Raw genomic sequence first — 17,806 nt, 5'->3', positions numbered from 1 at the left:
GCGCCGTGTCGGCTACCCAGCGGGTGCAGTACATCGTGACGGGCAACACGAAGACGCTGCTGGTCGACGGCAAGCAGCGCGCGCCGGCACCGTGACAGGCGAAGCCGCGCGAGCGGCGACGGGTGACGGTCCGCTGGAACCAGGTGTTAGAGCGTCACGCCATCAGCCTGAATGCGTTGGCGCAATTTGCGCCTGGTAGAACATCGGGGGCGAACAAGGTAAGCACTTATGCGCTGCAGCGCATAAGTGCTTACCTTGCCGCGACCCCTGCTTGTCGCGACGGCTCGTGTTCGGCTTGCAGTACAACGCGTTAATGCCCATGGGCATCATCAGCGAGCCCACGTGCCGGCGTCCCACCTTGATGCCTTCGCGGCGCAGCAGACGCGCCAGCATCCGCGCCCCCGCGAACGGGAACTCAAGATGCAGCTCGTCGATGCGATGCATCAGTTTCAGCTCCATCTCGCTGACTGGTTGCGGCTGGTAGTAGACGCTTGATCGGGCGATCCCCACAAGTCGTGCCTGTTGCGCAATCGGCAGCGCGTGTGCACGGTCGATCATCGCTTTCCGCTCAGCAACCCCGCCTTGCCGAGCGCTCCGCTTAAAAAATCGCTCTCCGGCGCGAACTGGCCAATCTTCGCGTGAAGCATCGTGACGTCCACTGGTGGCTCAGCCGGCGTTGACTTGCCCGTCTCGAACACTTCCGACACGCGCTCCTGCAACTGCTTTTTCCAGTCCGTGATCTGGTTCGGGTGCACATCGTACTGCTGCGCCAGCTCTGCCAGCGTCTTGTCGCCTTTCAGGGCGGCCAGCGCTACCTTTGCCTTGAATGCCGGGCTGTGCGCCCGGCGACTTCTTTTCGCCATCTTCTGGTTCCTTTTCACCGGCCTCTATGACCAGGTCAGGCCCCAGCCGCTCCACTTATCGGCCTGTCCGAATTTCCGCCGCCACCTCTCCTCGACGAGGTCGCGGTGATCGAGACCTTGCGCTTCATCGCCGATCGTGCCAAGGGTAGCGCAGTGTTATTCGAATACGCGATACCGCTGCCCAGCTTGCCCCCAATAATGCGCATCGCCATGGAGCAGCTAACGGCGCAATTTGCCGAACGTGGCGAGCCGTGGAAGAGCTTCTTCGAACCGGCCGCGCTGGCCGGGATGCTGACTGCGCTGGGCTTCAGCAACTGCCACGGCTTGACACCGGACGAGTTGAACCGGCGTTATCTCGCGAACCATGCCGACGGATTGCACATCGGTACCGCACCGTCGCGTCTGATGCTGGCCACAGTCTGACAGACGGAGGGCGCCTCAGGCAACGCCTCCTTCCGGGAGCGTCGAAGGGCCATTGCGAGTCGTTCAGCAACATTCGGAAAGCAGGAGTGCCTTGCCACCTGGCGTAAGAAAGAAATCCAAATCTTGAGGGCCCCAGCACGTTCGCTGGGCTTAACTGACTTCCCTCTTCCATTGCTCCCAGAACCCCAAACTTTCGGGCAGATTTTGGGTAACTGATGTTTTGTTGACGGTTGACTCCCGGCTGAATCCGTGGCGCCAAAGATAGCAAAATTATTTAAAAAGAAAATATTTGCAAAAAAGCGCTGTGGATTTTCCGAGCGACGGAGATGCGCTTCGGTCCGTAGGTTCGCTGGCTTCCGATCGGACGGGCTTCGGTGGCGGCCAGAACACGGCAAGCCCATCCATTCGGCGCTCACAATGCGTGCGGCGCAAAAATTGTCCGATTAAGAAAATATTTCCCATTTTGGAAAAAGACATCTAGACTGTCCTGCGTCGTGCCAACGGAGGCGCGCGTTCCATAAGGAGAGTTGACGATGGAGGCTGCCGGGGTGGAAGGGCTGGTAGGTAAGATCGACGTGATTTTCTCGTCGTTCAATCGAAGTGATATGCCCGGGATGGTGGTTGGCGTCGCTCGGCAAGGGAGGATTCTGTATCGACGAGGGTTCGGTCTGGCGAGCCTTGAACACGGCGTGATCAACACCCCGGCTACGAGGCTGCGAATAGGCTCGACCAGCAAGCATTTCACGGCGTTGCTGGCACTTCTGTTGGCGGAGGAGGGAAAGCTCGATCTCGACGCGTCGATCCGCACTTATGTCCCCGAGCTGGCGGGACCGGGGGGCGATCCAAGCCTTCGTCAGCTTTTACAGCACCGAGGTGGCTCGCGATGCTATCTTGATCTCGGCTTTATGTTTCACGGACTGGCGGTGCCGCAGCAAGGTACCGTATTGGCCACGCAGATCAGACAAGTCGGGCGAAACTTCGCGCCCGGAGACGCAATGATCTACAACAACAGTGGGTATCACCTCGTTTCGATCGCAATCGAACGAGTGGGCGGTGCCACGTTCGAGAGTCAGCTGAAGTCGCGGTTGTTCGACCCGTTGGGGATGGCTGATACCGCGTCGGTGCCGAGCGACTATGTGATTGTGCCGGGGATTGCGACTATGCACATGCCTGCGGAGGATGGGGGCTGGCGGCGGGGGCTGCTCCCGTCGGAGGAAGTGCGCGGAGAGGGCGCCATCATCTCGACAGTCGACGACATGCTGCGCTGGGCGGCGCATTTGCGATCGCGCGAAGAATTTGGCTCGACGAAGACGTGGCACGAACTCACCGATTGTCAGTCCTTCCCGGACGGTACCACTGGGACGTATGCGCTGGGTCTGATGGTCGAAACATACCGGGGCGTGCGCGTTGTTCACCATGCGGGTGGCGTTATCGGTGGGAGCTCGCAGATGCTGACGGTCCCGGATCACGGCCTGGACATCGTGATTCTGGTCAATGGTGCGCCCGGAGCCGATCCGGTGAAGCTGGCCAACCAGGTGCTGGATGTGGTGCTTGATGGGCAGCTTGATGCACCCGAGTCGAAGGTCCAGAGCGAAGCGTATCGGAGTCTTGTCGGCGATTGGTGGTCGGCAGGGGAGGAAATGGTCTACAGCCTGACCGATGAAGACGGCTTGTTGAAACTCACTGTTTGCGGCACGCCGATGGGACTGGAGCTGGAAAGGAAAGCGGACGGCCGTGTCGTTTCACCGGGCGGGAGTTTGGGCGAGATCGAGGTTGGTCTGGATCAAGCCTGCACCGGTGACGGGCTGAGGATCAAATTCGGCGGGCGTTCAGCCACGTATCAAAAGGTATCGAAGGATGCGGTCAATGTCGCAGCCTTCGCAAAAGCGGCCGTCGGCGAATATCGCTGCGAAGACGGCCATGGAAAGGCGGTGATTACCACTGAGAACGGGCGATTGCTTGTCCGCTTTGAAGACGCGTGGGGCGCGGTCGAAACCGACCTGGACTGCCTCGGGGAGAGCGTTGCGATATCGACGCAACGAAGCACGAAATGGTCGTACGCGTTGAGCTTCTCTAAGATCGACGGGCGGATGAACGGCTTCGGGGCCAATTCCATGCGCACGCGAGGGCTTGCATTCGAGCGCATCTAGTGGCGACAGCCATCTTTGAACGAGTCGAAATCGACGATGACGCTTGTGCAAGCGGCCGAGTGAAGTGCCGCTGCGCGGACATGCCGCGCATTCGCAATCTGACCATCAAGCGAACAACAATATCTTGAGAAGCGGAGTGAAACCATGAAGATGTTTATTGCCCAACTGGCAACGGAGACGAATACTTTTGCCGCCGCCCCAACAGGCTTGGGCGGCTTTGAGGAGTATGGTATTTACCGTGGCGACGCGACCGTGAGTGCGCCTGAAACCATCGGTGGTCTATTGCGCTTCTTGCGCACGACAATGGAGGCCGACGGCCACCAGGTCGTCGAAAGTCTATGTGCATTCGCGCAACCGTCCGGACGTACGGTACGTGCGGTTTACGAGGATCTGCGCGACCAGATTCTGATTGACCTGCGTGCCGCGATGCCCGTCGACGTCGTGCAGATGTTCCTTCACGGGGCAATGGTGGCGGAAGGGTACGACGACTGCGAAGGTGATCTGCTGTCGAGAGTTCGGGCCATTGTGGGGCCAAATGTGCCGATCGGTGTCGAGCTGGACCTGCACTGTCATGCGACGGAGCTGATGTTCAAATCTGCCGACGTGCTTGTCGCGTTCAAGGAGTATCCACACGTCGACGGCAATCCACGAGCGCTTGAACTCTATCGCATCCTCGTCGACACCGCAGAAGGGCGCGTGCGGCCGACGACCGCCGTGTTCGACTGCAAGATGGTGGGTCTGTGGCATACGACTCGCGAGCCTATGTCGGGGTTCGTCAAGCACATGCAGTCGTTCGAGGGGCGTGACGGGGTTCTGTCGGTGTCGCTCGGCCATGGCTTCCCGTGGGGCGACGTCCCCGAGTCGGGTGCCAAAGCATGGGTGGTGACCGACAACAATCTCGCGCGCGCTCAGGCTTTGGCGACTGAACTGGGCCACGAATTCTGGGAGCTGCGCGAACAAACCGGAGGCAATGCACTCGAACTCGACGCCGCGCTCGATGCGGCGCTTGCGGCGCCACCCGGCACCGTCGTATTGGCCGACGTCGCAGACAATCCTGGGGGCGGGGCACCTGGCGATTCGACATTCATCTTGCAGCGCCTTGTCGAACGCAACATAGGCAACGCTGTCATCGGTGCGTTCTGGGACCTCGGCGCTATCCAGATCTGTAGAGACGCAGGTGTCGGTGCGGTCATCGATCTGCGTCTCGGTGGCAAATGCGGACCGACGTCAGGGAACCCCGTGGACCTTCGGGTGACGGTGCGCGCTGTCGGCGAAGCGCACTCGCAAACCGCATTGGGTAATCGTGCCCCGTTGGGGCCAAGTGTCTGGGTTGAAGCGCCGAATGGTGTGCATTTGCTGCTGGCTTCGGTGCGAAGCCAAGTATTTGGTGTGGACGCATTCACCGGACTCGGACTTGACCTGACGGACAAACGCCTCGTGATCGTCAAGTCGACGCAGCATTTCCATGCGGAATTTTCGCCACTCGCGACGGCGGTCGTCTACGTCTCGACGCCAGGTGCGATCACGCCAGACTTCGCGAACATTCCGTATAGCGTGCGCGATCTGAACTACTGGCCGCGTATGAACAATCCCCATGCATCGTCGAATTGAACCTGATGAATTGAAGGTTACCCTTGGTCTGAAGGGGTAGACGATCAAGGACAGTCCATAACCAGTTTGTGCCGCCGTTCTGGGGGGAGGCACTGCAGAGCCACGGCGGCGATCTTTTTGGCTGGGTATTGTCGAAAGGGAGTGTCGAGGACCAACAGCGGAAAGGAGCAAGCAGCGGATTGCCGCCAGCGTTGTTTCGTCGACTGCACCCAGGGTCGTCTGGCGGCAGGGGCGAGAATGCCATGACCTTGCTCACAAGGTCAACGAATACACGGCCGATCTGTTCGCGAAATATCCCAACCGTTTCAGTGAGACACCTGTCCCATAGTGCCTCTTTCGATTCCACGGAGAGAATGGTTCCATAAACACTACGAGCAGAAATGGAAGTCGGGTGATCAGCGCGACGGCGCCAGCAATTGCCTGCGCTCGATATCGAAACGTGCGCATTCGGCTTTGAGCCAGGAGGAAAAAATGGCTACCCTCCGATCATCCGGTTGCCGGGAGAGCAGGACATATCGCGCAGGTGCCGTGACCTGTTTATCAAACACGTTGACTAGCCGCCCGCTCTTTATTTCATTGAAAACCAGAGCACCCCGGCCCATTGCGACACCTTGGTGATTCAGAGCGGCACTGATCGCGAGACTCGACAGATTGAACTGAGGGCCTTCCAGGTGGGGAAGCCATTCGGGCTTGTGCGCCTCGAGCCAGGTTCGCCATTCGACGAACGATGCGGCTCCAATCCACGGCGCGGCGTCGTGGAGAAGCACGACACCGTCGAGCGACACGCCTGTGGCAAAAGCAGGATGTTCGGCAAGGTATTCGGATGTTGCAACCGCAACAAGACACTCGTCCAGCAGGATGTCGGCGTGGATATGGGTATAGGCGACAGGATCGTAACGCACGGCGACGTCGATATCGAGCGCTTCCATCTCCTTTTCATCCAGCGTTTGGAACTCGGCCTCGAGACGTACTGAGACGTCGGGTTGCTGACGATGAAACTCGGTCAATCGTGGCATCAGCCATTGAAGCGCAAAGGAAGGCAGGCAACTCAGATGGAGCGGAGCGTCCGAGAGCGCGAGCCGTTGCAGCGCGCAATCGATATCGAAGAACGCCTTGGTTGTCGAATCGAACAGAACCTTGCCCTTCGCCGTCAGGACGAGCCCCCGGGACTGACGCAAAAACAGCGGATAGCCCAGGCGATCTTCGAGATTGCGGATCTGCTGGCTGACCGCGCTCTGCGTCAGGTTGAGCGACTGAGCGGCCTTGGTAAAGCTGAGGAGGCGTGCTGCGGTCTCGAAGCACCGCAAGCCCCCGAGGATCGAGGAGTCGAGCATTTGACATTAGTCTGGCTAATGGATTGATAAGAAATTGGCGCTATTTTGATTGGTATCCATTCCCTACTATTCCACATGAATTGGGAAAACAGAGGAATTTTGCCAAAATGCCAAGCACGCTGCTATCTTCCGACCTATTAGCTGGACTGCAACAAAGGCGTCCCCTTCTTTGGCTCAACCCGAATTTGGGGAGCACGTTGCCAGTGGACGCCCCGCATGCTGACGACCTCGCCGAGGCCGCCGCTCGACTGCAACGTTGCGCGCCATTAATGGCAACGCTGTTCGCCGAACTGTCAGACACCGGCGGAAAGGTCGAATCCATTCTCACTGCCGCGGAACCCTTGCAAATTGCAGCCGGCCAGAACCAGCAGCAGGGTGCCTGGTACATCAAACGCGACGACGCACTAGCGGTGGCCGGATCGATCAAGGCCCGTGGGGGATTTCACGAGGTGCTCGCGCTTGCGGAGTCGATTGCGCTCGAGGACGGCTTGCTGACGCCCGATGGCGATCGCCGGCTTCTCGCATCAGAGCGCGCGCGCAAGCTCTTTGCGACGCATACAGTTGCGGTCGGCAGCACAGGCAATCTCGGTCTCAGCATCGGCGTGCTCGCTGCCGCGCTCGGGTTTGAAACTGTCGTCCACATGTCCACCGACGCGAAGCCGTGGAAGAAGGACCGCCTGAGAGCGCGTGGTGTGCGGGTGGTCGAACATGAAGGCGACTACGCCAAAGCGGTCGCCGCCGGACGTGAAGAGGCGCTGGCGACCTCACGTTGTCATTTCGTCGACGATGAACGGTCGCGGATGTTGTTTCTGGGGTACGCGGCGGGCGCACGCCATCTGGCCCTTCAACTCGCCGAGGCGGGCAGGCCAGTCGATGCGGCACATCCCCTTTTCGTCTACCTCCCATGCGGTGTGGGCGGGGCGCCTGGCGGCCTGACCTATGGTCTCAAGGCCTTGTTCGGCCGAAACGTACATTGCTTCTTTGCCGAGCCGGTGGCTTCTCCCTGCATGCTGCTGCAACTGGCCATTGGTCCGCAGCAGCCGGTATCCGTGTACGACATCGGGCTCGACAACCAGACCGATGCCGACGGGCTGGCTGTCGGGCAGGCATCGCCGTTTGTCGGTCCACTGATGGCCTCGCAGCTATCGGGGGTGTACACAGTCCGCGATGAGCAACTGTATGTCGATCTTCTCAAAGCGAAGCAAACAATGGGGATCGAACTCGAACCCTCCGCGGCAGCCGGAATAAGCGGCCCGGCATGGCTCACCCTGTCGCCGGGAGGGCGCTCATATCTGCGTACACACGATATCGACCTGACTGGTGCCACACACGTCATCTGGGCGACGGGTGGCTCCCTTGTGCCGCAGCCGGAACATCGCCGCTTTCAGGAGCGTGGCCGGGAGCTAAGAGGGAGCCAAACTCACTTTGTTGACACCGTTTCAGTTATTGATCCCCGTTGCCTTTGAGAACCGCATAGAAAAAACGTACACATTGGCATGTCACATGCTTAGTGCTCGGCGATGAAAAACGAAGGGCAGACTCTTGCTGTCATCCTGACATACTGGTAATCGGGTTAGTTTTACGATAATGAGGAATGCGATATGTCAAATACATTGCTGAATGCAGAAATCGAAAGATTTGGAGAAATCGGAATCCCCGGTGTATCTGCCGCGATTGCAACTCGAAAAGGTGTCATTTGGTCACACTCGGCTGGTTTCGCTGATCTCACGGATCATGTGCCGATGACACAAGATCACGCTCTTGGTATCGGCAGCATCACGAAGACGTTCGTCAGTGTTCTCGTGTTCCAGCTTGTGCAAGAGGGTAGGCTCACACTCGAAGCCACGCCTTCGTCGATTCTTGGTTCCTCAATCGTTGAAGGAATTGCCAATGCGGATTCGGCGACCATTGAACAGCTGATGAATCACACAGCTGGCGTTCCCAGTTGGGAAGACGATCCGGCCTGGATTCGCGACGCCAGGGGTAAGAACATCGAGCCACCGCGGACGTGGGATAAGTACGCTCCCCTTGATTATATTCGGGGCCCTGGCCATCCCGCGCTCTTTCCGGCAGGACAAAGCTTCTCCTATTCAAATACCAACTTCACGCTGCTTGGTCTCATCATCGAGCATGTTACGGCCTCTTCACTACAATTCGAGCTACGTCGCAGGATTATCGAGCCGCTTGAGTTGACCCATACCTATCTCGAAGGCTTTGAGGAGCGTGACAGCATACAGTTGCCACGTCGCTATCATTACGCAACGGATACCTTCCGCCAGACTGCTGGCATCGCGGACTCTTTTTGTGAGCAGTCACATGGCCTGATTGATGTCACCGGTTCCAACCTTTCTGTTGAATGGGCGGCGGGAGGCATTGTTTCGTCGCCACGAGACCTCGTCCGTTTTGGCTTGGCGCTGCGGGACGGCAAGCTGCTCAGTACTGGTATGCAGGACCGCATGAGGACTTGGATCAGCGCCCGACCGAACGCGGACGCGGGATGCGGCCTGTTTCGCTTCGACACCAAGGATGGCTTTCTAAACGGCCATAACGGCAGTGTTCTCGGCTTCACGGCCAGTTTTTGGTGGGCTGAGACGGGAGACTGCGTCGCAGCAGTATTGGCGAATGTCGGTTCGATGCACGCCGGTGTCATCCCGGCCGGGGCTTCGGATGTGGCTCTTAACGGCAATTTTCCCGCGCTTGCAAGAGTGCATGCCAACCGGTACACGTAACAACATCACTCACCGATCACGCTAAGGCTTACGTCGGCGGCGACCCGGTAGCTGGCAGTGTGTCTGCCGTTTCCGGCACGCCAACTCTACTTTTCCTATTTTCAGGGAGCGGTAGTGGCAGTCAGTGTATTCGATCTCTTCAAAATCGGCATTGGTCCGTCCAGATCGCATACGGTCGGGCCGATGCGCGCGGCGCTGATGTTTGCACAGGGGCTCGAAGGCGACGCGTTGCTGACTGCCACAGCTTCGCTGAAGGTGGACCTATACGGCTCGCTCGGCGCAACCGGCAAAGGTCACGGCACCGATCGTGGCGTAATGCTGGGCTTGATGGGCGACGCGCCGGATACCGTCGATCCTGATTCGGACGGGCAACGTCTATCAACAATCCCGATGCCGACGGCAATCTGCCGGGACCGTTTCAGGTGAAGCGCCGCGCGCCGCAGTTGTATCGCGCGTTGTCGGGCAAACCGGAGCTAGCGTTGCGCGATCCGCTGTCGATGGTCGACTGGATCGACCTGTACGCGATAGCCGTCAACGAAGAAAACGCGGCGGGCGGCCGTGTCGTGAGCGCGCCAACCAACGGCGCGGCCGGCATCATCCCCGCCGTGCTGCATTACTACACGCGCTTCATGCCGGGCTCGAACCAGAAGGGCGTGATCGACTTCCTGATGACGGCGGCGGCCATCGGCATTCTGTACAAGCTGAATGCGTCGATCTCCGGCGCGAAAGTGGGCTGCCAGGGCGAGGTCGGTGTGGCCTGCTCGATGGCAGCCGGCGCGCTGGCTGCAGTCATGGGAGGGGCGCCTGAACAGGTCGAGAATGCCGCCGAGATCGGCATGGAGCACAACCTCCGGCTGGCGTGCGATCCAGTCGGCGGCATGGTGCAGATTCCTTGCATCGAATGCAACGCAATGGCGTCCGTGAAAGCGGTCAACGCGGCACGCATGACGTTGCGCGCTGACGGCAGCCATTACGTGTCGCTGGATTCGGTGATCAAGACGATGCGTGAAACCGGCGCGGATATGAAGACCAAGTATAAGGAAACGTCGCGCGGCGGCCTGGCCGTGAATATCGTCGAGTGTTGAGTAACGATGTTGGAGGGCGAATGATTGCGATGCTGGCTCAGGCCAGCGTGCATGGGCGCTCTCTTTTTAGGATTTTCGATGGTCCGGCCAGACTCTTCCGGCGATCACAGAAGTGCGCAATGGCAGCGCTCGCTTGCCTCAGCCATTGCCGCAACTTCACGTTTCTTCTTGCCTCGTGCATCGCTTTCACTTTCTGGATGCAACCAGTACCCACAACCGGGCCAGATCAGCCGAGCCGTCGTCGTCCTTGACGGCCTTGAACGCCTGGATGGCCTTCGCCTTCTGCCCCGCGACGTAGTACCCCTCGCCCAGGTGCAGTTGCGCCTGGTCTGGATGGTCGAGCCCACCCTTGGCGATCAGCGCCTCCATGGTGGCGAGCCCCTGTTGAGCGCGCCCCGCGAACACCTGATTGAAGGCCGCGTCGAACGGCGGAATCGGCACACCGTTGCTGTCGACCGTGCTGGTGGCACGCTTTGCCGCCAGCGCCTGCAGACGCTTCTCGCGATCCGCGCCTGCATCGTGACCGAGCACGCCAGATGTGAAGCCCTGATCGATCACCTGCTTGCCTTCAGCGGCTGTGCCCGCAACGATCGCCAGCTGCGTCATCTGCATGTAGTCGTCAGCCGTCGTCAACGCACCGCTCGCGCGGCGCAGACGATAGGTGTCAATGTCCAGCGCCGACGAGTAGCCCGGCTTGCTGCGGATCGCCGAGAACAGGTCGTCCCAGTACGATTGCTTCGGATGGAACGCCACCAGCTTTTCGAGCGCACCACGGTACGTCGCCGAATCGTGCGAGCGCTGTGCACAGGTGCCCAGTAACTGCAACTGCGACTCGTCCGGCGCATGGCCGGCGCGCGCCTGCGCATCCACCGCGGGCTTGAGCAGGCTTACCACGTTAGCGCAGTCGTTGGACAGGTAGTACGACTGGATCAGCAAGGTCCGCATGTCGGGATCGTTGCCACCGGCCTTGATATAGCGCTGTGCCGTCTTGATCGCCAGCGGGTAATTCTTCTCCTGGAAGTAGATTCCGGCGAGCGCAGCGGAGGCGCGTTGTTCGTCCGCGCCGGTCAGCTTGCCGGAGGCCAGCAAGGTTTCATACGCCTGGGCGGCCACTGCGTCGTTACCCGCAGCGGCTGCGGCCGCGCCGCGCATCTCTTCCACCATATAGCTTTCATAGGGTGTCTTGTTCGGCACGGCGGCTGCCACGGCGATCTTGCCCAGCGCACCTTGGTAGTTGTGCGCGCGGTACAGAGTCTGCGCGTCGTTGAGCGGCTTGGCGATTTCCGGGCGAAGCGTATCGGCGGCATGTGACGCGACCGGCAGCGCGGCGAGGGCGGACAGCCCCCCGAAAGCGGCCGCAATCACGGCACGCTTGAACCGTTGATGGATCATTAGCACTCTCACATTCTTATTGCATGTACTGCTCGTTGCCGATCAGCCCGATTTTCGTGGCGCCGATGCGCTGTGCCGAAGCCAGCACCGCGGCAACGTCCTTGTAAGGCACCAGCTTGTTCGGCAGCAGATGGATCTCGGCCTGCACCGGCTCAGCGGCCACCTGTTGCAGGTGAGAATCGAGCGCGGCGCGGTCGGGCAGGACCTGACCGTTCCACATCATCGTGCCGTCGAAGTCGATATCGATCTGCACCACTTCCGGCTGAACAGCCGGAGGCGGCGGATTGCCTACCGGCAGGTTCATCTTGATGGCATGTGTCTGGATCGGAATCGTGATGATCAGCATGATCAGCAACACCAGCATCACGTCGATCAGCGGCGTGGTGTTGATGTCGACCATCACATCCGGTTCGGCGCCACTACCTGAAGATACGTTCATTCCCATAACGGCTCCTGTCGACCGCAGTCAGCGCCCTGGCGCTTACCTGCGGTCCCATGCAAAGCTAGCCTCCGCGCGGCGGCGGCTCAGTGATAAATGACACCTTGGCGATACCCGCACGCTCGCACGCGGTGATCACGCGGCCGATAAACTCGTAACGCGTGTTCTGGTCGCCGCGCACGTCGACTTCCGGTTGCGGCTGCATCACCGACACGGTCTTCAACTGCGTGAGCAGCGTCGCTGCGTCCACGTGCTTCTCGTTCCAGAAGAAATCGCCGTCGCGGTTCACCGCGATCACGATACTTTTGGGCGTGGTCTGCAGCGGCTGGATCGCCTCATTCGGCAACTTCACCGGCACCGTATGCGTAACCACCGGAATCGTGATCAGAAAGATGATCAGCAAAACCAGCATCACATCGACTAGCGGCGTGGTGTTGATGGCGGAGATGACTTCGTCCTCATCTCCATCTTGCCCAACGCTCATAGCCATGATTTAGCCCGCCTGTTCGACCAGCGTCGCCTTTTGACCTGCCACAGCACGCTTCGATTTCTTGCCGCCAGCCAGCAGGACCGTGTGCAGTTGAGCACCGAAGCCGCGTACCCGTTCCATCACCGACTTGTTGCGGCGAACGAGGAAGTTGTAGCCCAGCACGGCCGGCACAGCCACAGCCAGACCGATTGCCGTCATGATCAGCGCTTCACCCACCGGACCCGCGACCTTGTCGATCGAAGCCTGGCCAGCGATACCGATTGCCGTCAGTGCGTGATAGATACCCCAGACCGTACCGAACAGACCGACGAACGGCGCCGTCGAGCCCACCGTACCCAGGAAGGCGAGGCCATCTTGCAGGCGGTTCGAGACGTTGGTGATCGCGCGGTCGACCGACACGTCGATCCAGGTGTTGCGATCGACGGCTTCGAGGAGGGCCTCGTCGTGGTGTTCGCCAGCTTCGATGGCCGTTTCGGCGATGAAACGGAACGGCGATGCTTCGTCCAGCAGCTTTGCGCCTTCGCTGAGCGAAGGGGCGGTCCACAACTGTTCGTCCGCGCTCTTGAAGCGGCGGTTAGCACGGTACTGCTCGAAGAACTTCGTGATCATGATGTACCAGCTTCCCATCGACATGATCACCAGCAGGATCAGCACGAAGCGGGCAACGAAGTCGCCGTTCTTCCAGAGGGCGCCAAGACCGTAGGGGTTGCTGACGGTTTCCGAGGTGGCCGGGGCCGGTGGGGGCACCGCCTGATCTGCAGGTGCAGCCGTCGGTGCCGTGGCAGCCGATGCGGCAACCGTTGCGTCGCTAGCTTGTGCAAGGGCCATTTGTGGTGTCACAAGTCCGTCAACGGCGGTTAGAGAAATCAGCATGCTTGCCGTCAGTGCGGCTAGAGAGCGCTTTGTCATACCTACTCCAAATGATTCGTTAAATGTACAAAAAGTGCTTGGCCATTCTTCGACGATGATTGGCATAAGCCATTCAGTTCAGGTTGAAGGAGAACGGAACCTGCACACGTACTGCCTCACCTTGCGTCACACAGTTAAACTGCTTGACGGTGTTCAGGGCAGCTCGGTCCAGGATGGGATCAGCTGACTCCGCAACGCGCAGGTCGGTAATTTGACCTTCTGTGTTGACCACGAACTCGATTTTCACTTCGCCGGTAATGTTGTTTTTCAGCGCCTCCTTCGGGTACTGCATCGATGCTCGAATCTGGTCCGAGTTCGGGCAGACGACCCCCACCTCGTGACTGACCGGCTTGGTGGGCGCAGGCGCCGCTACAGGAGCCGCGACGGCGGGTGCCGAGGGAACGGGCGCCGCCTGGTGCGTAATGATCGCCTGAGGTGGCGCCTGCACCGGAACCTCTGGCGGCGGCACGAACGGCGGCGGCGGCGGCGCGAACTTCGGCGGCGGCAACTGCACGACGGGCAACGGTGGCGGAGGCGGCGGCTTCACCGGCTCGACGATCCGCGTCTCGATCGGATGCTGAATGACCTGGACGACCTTGGTGGCCAGTCCATTGAGCAGCGCGTAAATCAGGACTACGTGCAACAGAAGAACGGCCGCGATACCGCCATAGCGGCGCACCGGATTGCGCTGTTTTTTGCCAAACTCGCGAGGGAACCCCAGCCTTGCAAGCCCGCTATTCGACACGGACAAATGTTCCTCGATTTTCACGCCCACTTTAGTTCTCCAAGGTCAAAATCGTCCGCTATGGAAGGCGAGATTCGACTGCATAAAACACGATGATTCGTATTGCGAAATATTTCATTCAAAGAAATTAAAATGGAACATCGACCTGCATGCCGACGGTAAACGGCTGGATGAACGTGACCCAAGCCGGGCCGCCAGCCGGTACAAGCGCGTTGTTGGCGCTTGACATTGCGCGTCGATTGAAAAGGTTGTGTACAAAGACAGCGACGTTCGCCTTTCTCAGATCAATGCCGGCACGAAGATCGGTGGTGAAATACCCTGGCAACTGGAAGTTCGGGTCTACCGAGCTATTGTTAAATCCAGAATTACGTGGTCCGATATAGGATTCAGTGGCCCCCACGTAAGCACGATATGTGTCGACAGTGAAGAGATAATCCGCGTTTAACGTTGCTGAGAATGTGGGAGTGTTCGGCATGCGGTCCCCTGAAACGGCCTGTATTCCTGGCACGTCCTGCGTGAGCCTCGCATCAGTATAAGTGAGCGATCCGCTCAGTCGCCATTGAGGCGAGGGATTCAGGTTGCCAAAGAACTCTAGCCCCTGGGACCGGGCTCTACCGCCGTTGGTAATAAGACTCAGTCCGTTCACATAGCTGCTGAGTTGAATGCTTCTCCATTCAATGTCATAGGCAGATAGCGACAACGACGCTCGCTTATCCAGAAAATCGGCTTTGTAGCCCAGTTCATAACTGGTGAGCGTGTCCGGGCTGAATGTGCCAGGCGTCTTGGTTCCCGTCGCAAGATCCAGCAGGCTCGGTTGTGGCCCTCCAGGGCGATAGCCCGACGCAATACGTCCGTAGGCGTTACTATTCTGGGTCAGCTGATAACCGAGTGTAAACAGATAGGTTTTGCTGGTATCAGCCGACACCCCAGGCTGATTCGAGGTTCCTCCGGCGAGCGGCCCTGAAGTGAAAGAATCAAATGTTTGATCGTTGTGCGCGACCCGCAGACCCGCCGTGGCTGAAAGACGAGTGGTGAAGTGGTAGGTTAAATCACCGTACGCTGCGTATTCCTTGTAGGTTGAGGGCAACTCAGCCTCGAGCAGATTACTTGTCAGGCTCGATCCGGACGCAATAAGACTTTGGTCATTGGTAGAGGTTTCGTGAGTATAGAACAGCCCCGCGACCCATTCGAGACTTCGGTTGGCGGGGGAAGTTAAGCGGAATTCCTGTGTAAACTTTTTCGTATATAAATCAGTTTCGGCAGCTGCCGCATTATAGATGGGCGAAGCAAATCCCGCGTTCAGCAACGGGACATAGACCGATGAGTAGTCGGCCGTACTACTGGTGCGAATGGTCTGAAATGCCGAAATAGCATTCAAACGTGCCCATCCAAAATCATATTCAATATCGGCGGAGTAGAGGCCAATAAGCTGGTTGTAGGGTTCATTGACCTGTCGACTCTGGGTGAGATCCCCATATAACGGCTCTCGCGTTGTGAAATTGTAGTCGACCGCACCAGTCCCATCTCGCTTGGTCTGCTGAGTTGTGGCAGTCAGGCGGACAGTCAGATCTTTAGTCGGCGTTACAGTGAGAGATGCCCGTCCGCCAATTGTCGTTCCTTCATTGACGCCGCTCTCGGGATCGCTTCCGATGCGATTGACAAATCCTGCGTCATGCTGATCAAAAGCGCTGATGCGAAGAGCCGCAACATCATCCTTGATCGGCACGTTAATTACCGCATTCTCGGTGTGGTTGAGGCCGCCATGGTCGGTTCCAGAGATCGATCCGCCTATATGACCGTATAGGCCTCCGTCTGAATCGGGCTCGTTGGTGACGTACTTAAGCAGGCCGCCCATAGCTCCGGCACCATAGAGGGTTCCTTGTGGACCACGAAGTATTTCGATATGGTTCAGATCCAGGAGACCCATGTCTAGCGCTAGTTGCGCACCACGGCTCCAAATCGTGCTGCCGCCAAATGGAATGTCATCCACATAGACGCCGACGGTTGGCGAAATATCCGAGCCTGTAGTAATTCCCCGCATGCTGATTTGGTTGACTGGGCCAGAAGATACTAGCGATACGCCCGGCTCCTTCGATAGGTAGTCCTGCATCGAGGTGGCCCCTTTGCGCTGAAGTTCCTGCGAGCTCAGTACGTTCAATTGCATCGGGACTTCGCGCGCTGGCTCGCGACGTCGGTTCGCCGTAACTTCGAAGGTATTCAGTGTCGTAGCCGAGTTAGTCGTCTTCGCTGATCTCGACGACGGCGCCGTTACTGATTTGGGAGCGCTTGCCGCATTAACCTGCGCTGGTGTTGCGGCCTGATCCGTGCCGGGCGGAGTGGTTTGTGCATGCGCGCAAAGTACGGTCAGGCTCACAACAGGTCCAACGATGAACGGCGCGTAACGTCCGCTGGTTTGCAGCGGGAACGTCGTGCGACCATGGTGCGTACGTCGGGAGAATGGATGCCGGTCTTTCTGACTAGTCACTGTGAGTCTCCTCAAACTTCCGGGCGGATGTTCGGTTAGCTGATTATGTTGTTGCCGGTTAGCCTCAAGTTGAGGCCTTGGCGGCTAGAATAGCAAAAATTATCCGAAAAAGAAAAAATTTTCACGGATGATAGGGTTTCCCTTCAGGTGCCAACATGTTGATCGCCTTCAGCAGCACTTGGGCGACGTTCGTTTACACGCGACGGATCTGACGATGGGGCGTACGGCGGATGGCCGCTTATGTGTGGACAGGTCTGAGGATATTCAGGCTGGGAGCTACGAGCGCTTGAGCGCAAACGCCGTTTGAACCACGCTGCACCCGGGCGAGCTCATTGATTCAAGCCTCTCAATATTGGATAGCGAGACCGAGTGACCCGGGTGCCACCTAATTTTCCATATAGGAAAATATATCCACATGGGAAAACATAAAGTAAACTGTCCCGCAGCGTGCGGATGATGGCGCGAGTTCCAACAAGGAGAGTGATGATGGAGGGTGCAGGGTCAACAGGGCAGGGCGGTGCAATCGATGCTGTTTTTTCGGCGTTCAATCGCAGTGATGCGCCAGGGCTGGTGGTGGGTGTCGCTTTGCATGGGCAAGTTCTGTATCGGCGCGGGTTCGGTCTGGCGAGCCTGGAGCACGGAGTGGTCAACACTCCAGCGACGCGGTTACGGATCGGATCGACCAGCAAGCATTTCACGGCACTGTTGGCGCTCCTGCTGGCCGAGGAGGGGAAGCTTGATCTCGACGCGTCGATTCGCACCTATATACCCGAGTTGACGGGACCGGGGGGGGAGCCGAGTCTTCGTCAGCTTTTGCAGCACCGCGGTGGTTCGCGCTGCTATCTCGATCTCGGTTTTCTGTTCCACGCGATGGCAGTGCCGCAGCAGGGTACGGCGCTCGCGACACAGGTCAGGCAGACGGGGCGCAATTTCGTGCCTGGCGAAGCGATGATTTACAACAATGGGGGATATCATCTGGTGTCGATCGCGATCGAGCGCGTGGGAGGAGATGCGTTTGAGAGCCAGTTGAAGTCACGCCTGTTTGACCCGTTGAGGATGGCAGATACCGCGTCGGTGCCGAGCGACTATGTGATTGTGCCGGGGATTGCGACTATGCACATGCCTGCGGCGGATGGGGGCTGGCGGCGGGG

General features: G+C 58.8%; 12 protein-coding genes and 3 pseudogenes. 7 read left to right on the top strand and 8 right to left on the bottom strand.

Annotation, left to right across the window (positions count from 1 at the left end; translation table 11 throughout):
• Nucleotides 1-279: 279 nt before the first annotated feature.
• Nucleotides 280-863, bottom strand: a pseudogene (locus tag BO1_RS61545) (IS3 family transposase); the annotation flags it as partial.
• A 33-nt stretch (nucleotides 864-896) separates the two neighbouring features.
• Here BO1_RS61545 and BO1_RS54715 point away from each other — a divergent pair.
• The 3 genes and pseudogenes from BO1_RS54715 to BO1_RS39680 form a co-directional block, all read left to right on the top strand.
• Nucleotides 897-1,286, top strand: a pseudogene (locus BO1_RS54715) (SAM-dependent methyltransferase); the annotation flags it as partial.
• 533 nt (nucleotides 1,287-1,819) lie between these two features.
• Nucleotides 1,820-3,436: a serine hydrolase domain-containing protein gene (locus tag BO1_RS54710; protein WP_052409780.1), complete on the top strand. Its 1,617-nt coding sequence runs from the start codon at nucleotides 1,820-1,822 to the stop codon at nucleotides 3,434-3,436.
• A gap of 144 nt (nucleotides 3,437-3,580) precedes the next feature.
• Nucleotides 3,581-5,047: a M81 family metallopeptidase gene (locus tag BO1_RS39680; protein WP_028222322.1), complete on the top strand. Its 1,467-nt coding sequence runs from the start codon at nucleotides 3,581-3,583 to the stop codon at nucleotides 5,045-5,047.
• Nucleotides 5,048-5,442: 395 nt separating this feature from the next.
• On the opposite strand, the gene BO1_RS39675 is transcribed toward BO1_RS39680, so the two are convergent.
• Complete coding sequence (locus BO1_RS39675) at nucleotides 5,443-6,381, bottom strand: LysR family transcriptional regulator (protein WP_028222321.1); 939 nt, start codon at nucleotides 6,379-6,381, stop codon at nucleotides 5,443-5,445.
• A gap of 107 nt (nucleotides 6,382-6,488) precedes the next feature.
• On the opposite strand from BO1_RS39675, the gene BO1_RS54705 reads away from it, so the two are divergent.
• From BO1_RS54705 to BO1_RS54700, 3 genes and pseudogenes are all read left to right on the top strand, one after another.
• Complete coding sequence (locus BO1_RS54705) at nucleotides 6,489-7,847, top strand: D-serine ammonia-lyase (RefSeq protein WP_043288575.1); 1,359 nt, start codon at nucleotides 6,489-6,491, stop codon at nucleotides 7,845-7,847.
• Nucleotides 7,848-7,982: 135 nt separating this feature from the next.
• Nucleotides 7,983-9,110: a serine hydrolase domain-containing protein gene (locus BO1_RS39665; RefSeq protein ID WP_084688619.1), complete on the top strand. Its 1,128-nt coding sequence runs from the start codon at nucleotides 7,983-7,985 to the stop codon at nucleotides 9,108-9,110.
• Nucleotides 9,111-9,224: 114 nt separating this feature from the next.
• Nucleotides 9,225-10,195: pseudogene (locus BO1_RS54700) on the top strand (L-serine ammonia-lyase).
• 186 nt (nucleotides 10,196-10,381) lie between these two features.
• Here BO1_RS54700 and BO1_RS39655 read toward each other — a convergent pair.
• The 6 genes from BO1_RS39655 to BO1_RS39630 form a co-directional block, all read right to left on the bottom strand.
• On the bottom strand, nucleotides 10,382-11,587 hold the full coding sequence (locus BO1_RS39655; protein WP_028222319.1) for a tetratricopeptide repeat protein: 1,206 nt from the start codon (nucleotides 11,585-11,587) through the stop codon (nucleotides 10,382-10,384).
• 16 nt (nucleotides 11,588-11,603) lie between these two features.
• Nucleotides 11,604-12,032 (bottom strand): ExbD/TolR family protein, encoded by a 429-nt coding sequence (locus BO1_RS39650; protein ID WP_028222318.1) that lies wholly within the window; start codon nucleotides 12,030-12,032, stop codon nucleotides 11,604-11,606.
• Between the two features lie 58 nt (nucleotides 12,033-12,090).
• Nucleotides 12,091-12,516 carry an ExbD/TolR family protein gene (locus tag BO1_RS39645; RefSeq protein WP_028222317.1) on the bottom strand — a complete coding sequence of 142 codons (426 nt, stop codon included), beginning with the start codon at nucleotides 12,514-12,516 and terminating at the stop codon, nucleotides 12,091-12,093.
• A gap of 3 nt (nucleotides 12,517-12,519) precedes the next feature.
• Nucleotides 12,520-13,425 (bottom strand): MotA/TolQ/ExbB proton channel family protein, encoded by a 906-nt coding sequence (locus tag BO1_RS39640; protein ID WP_028222316.1) that lies wholly within the window; start codon nucleotides 13,423-13,425, stop codon nucleotides 12,520-12,522.
• A gap of 73 nt (nucleotides 13,426-13,498) precedes the next feature.
• Complete coding sequence (locus BO1_RS39635) at nucleotides 13,499-14,194, bottom strand: energy transducer TonB (protein ID WP_028222315.1); 696 nt, start codon at nucleotides 14,192-14,194, stop codon at nucleotides 13,499-13,501.
• A 103-nt stretch (nucleotides 14,195-14,297) separates the two neighbouring features.
• Nucleotides 14,298-16,655, bottom strand: coding sequence for a TonB-dependent receptor (locus tag BO1_RS39630; RefSeq protein ID WP_043288571.1), 2,358 nt, complete (start codon nucleotides 16,653-16,655; stop codon nucleotides 14,298-14,300).
• A 483-nt stretch (nucleotides 16,656-17,138) separates the two neighbouring features.
• Here BO1_RS39630 and BO1_RS39620 point away from each other — a divergent pair.
• On the top strand, nucleotides 17,139-17,806 hold a 668-nt coding region (locus tag BO1_RS39620; RefSeq protein WP_245644022.1), incomplete at its 3' end, for a serine hydrolase domain-containing protein.

Source organism: Paraburkholderia oxyphila NBRC 105797 (genome assembly GCF_000685075.1).
Taxonomy (GTDB): domain Bacteria; phylum Pseudomonadota; class Gammaproteobacteria; order Burkholderiales; family Burkholderiaceae; genus Paraburkholderia; species Paraburkholderia oxyphila.
This window is presented reverse-complemented; position numbering and strand designations above follow the sequence as displayed.

Coding starts and splice junctions, on each gene's coding strand:
- BO1_RS39655 (WP_028222319.1), bottom strand. CDS start 11,587: ATGATCCATCAACGGTTCAAGCGTGCCGTGATTGCGGCCGCTTTCGGG.
- BO1_RS39675 (WP_028222321.1), bottom strand. CDS start 6,381: ATGCTCGACTCCTCGATCCTCGGGGGCTTGCGGTGCTTCGAGACCGCA.
- BO1_RS39640 (WP_028222316.1), bottom strand. CDS start 13,425: ATGACAAAGCGCTCTCTAGCCGCACTGACGGCAAGCATGCTGATTTCT.
- BO1_RS39650 (WP_028222318.1), bottom strand. CDS start 12,032: ATGGGAATGAACGTATCTTCAGGTAGTGGCGCCGAACCGGATGTGATG.
- BO1_RS39645 (WP_028222317.1), bottom strand. CDS start 12,516: ATGGCTATGAGCGTTGGGCAAGATGGAGATGAGGACGAAGTCATCTCC.
- BO1_RS39680 (WP_028222322.1), top strand. CDS start 3,581: ATGAAGATGTTTATTGCCCAACTGGCAACGGAGACGAATACTTTTGCC.
- BO1_RS54710 (WP_052409780.1), top strand. CDS start 1,820: ATGGAGGCTGCCGGGGTGGAAGGGCTGGTAGGTAAGATCGACGTGATT.
- BO1_RS54705 (WP_043288575.1), top strand. CDS start 6,489: ATGCCAAGCACGCTGCTATCTTCCGACCTATTAGCTGGACTGCAACAA.
- BO1_RS39665 (WP_084688619.1), top strand. CDS start 7,983: ATGTCAAATACATTGCTGAATGCAGAAATCGAAAGATTTGGAGAAATC.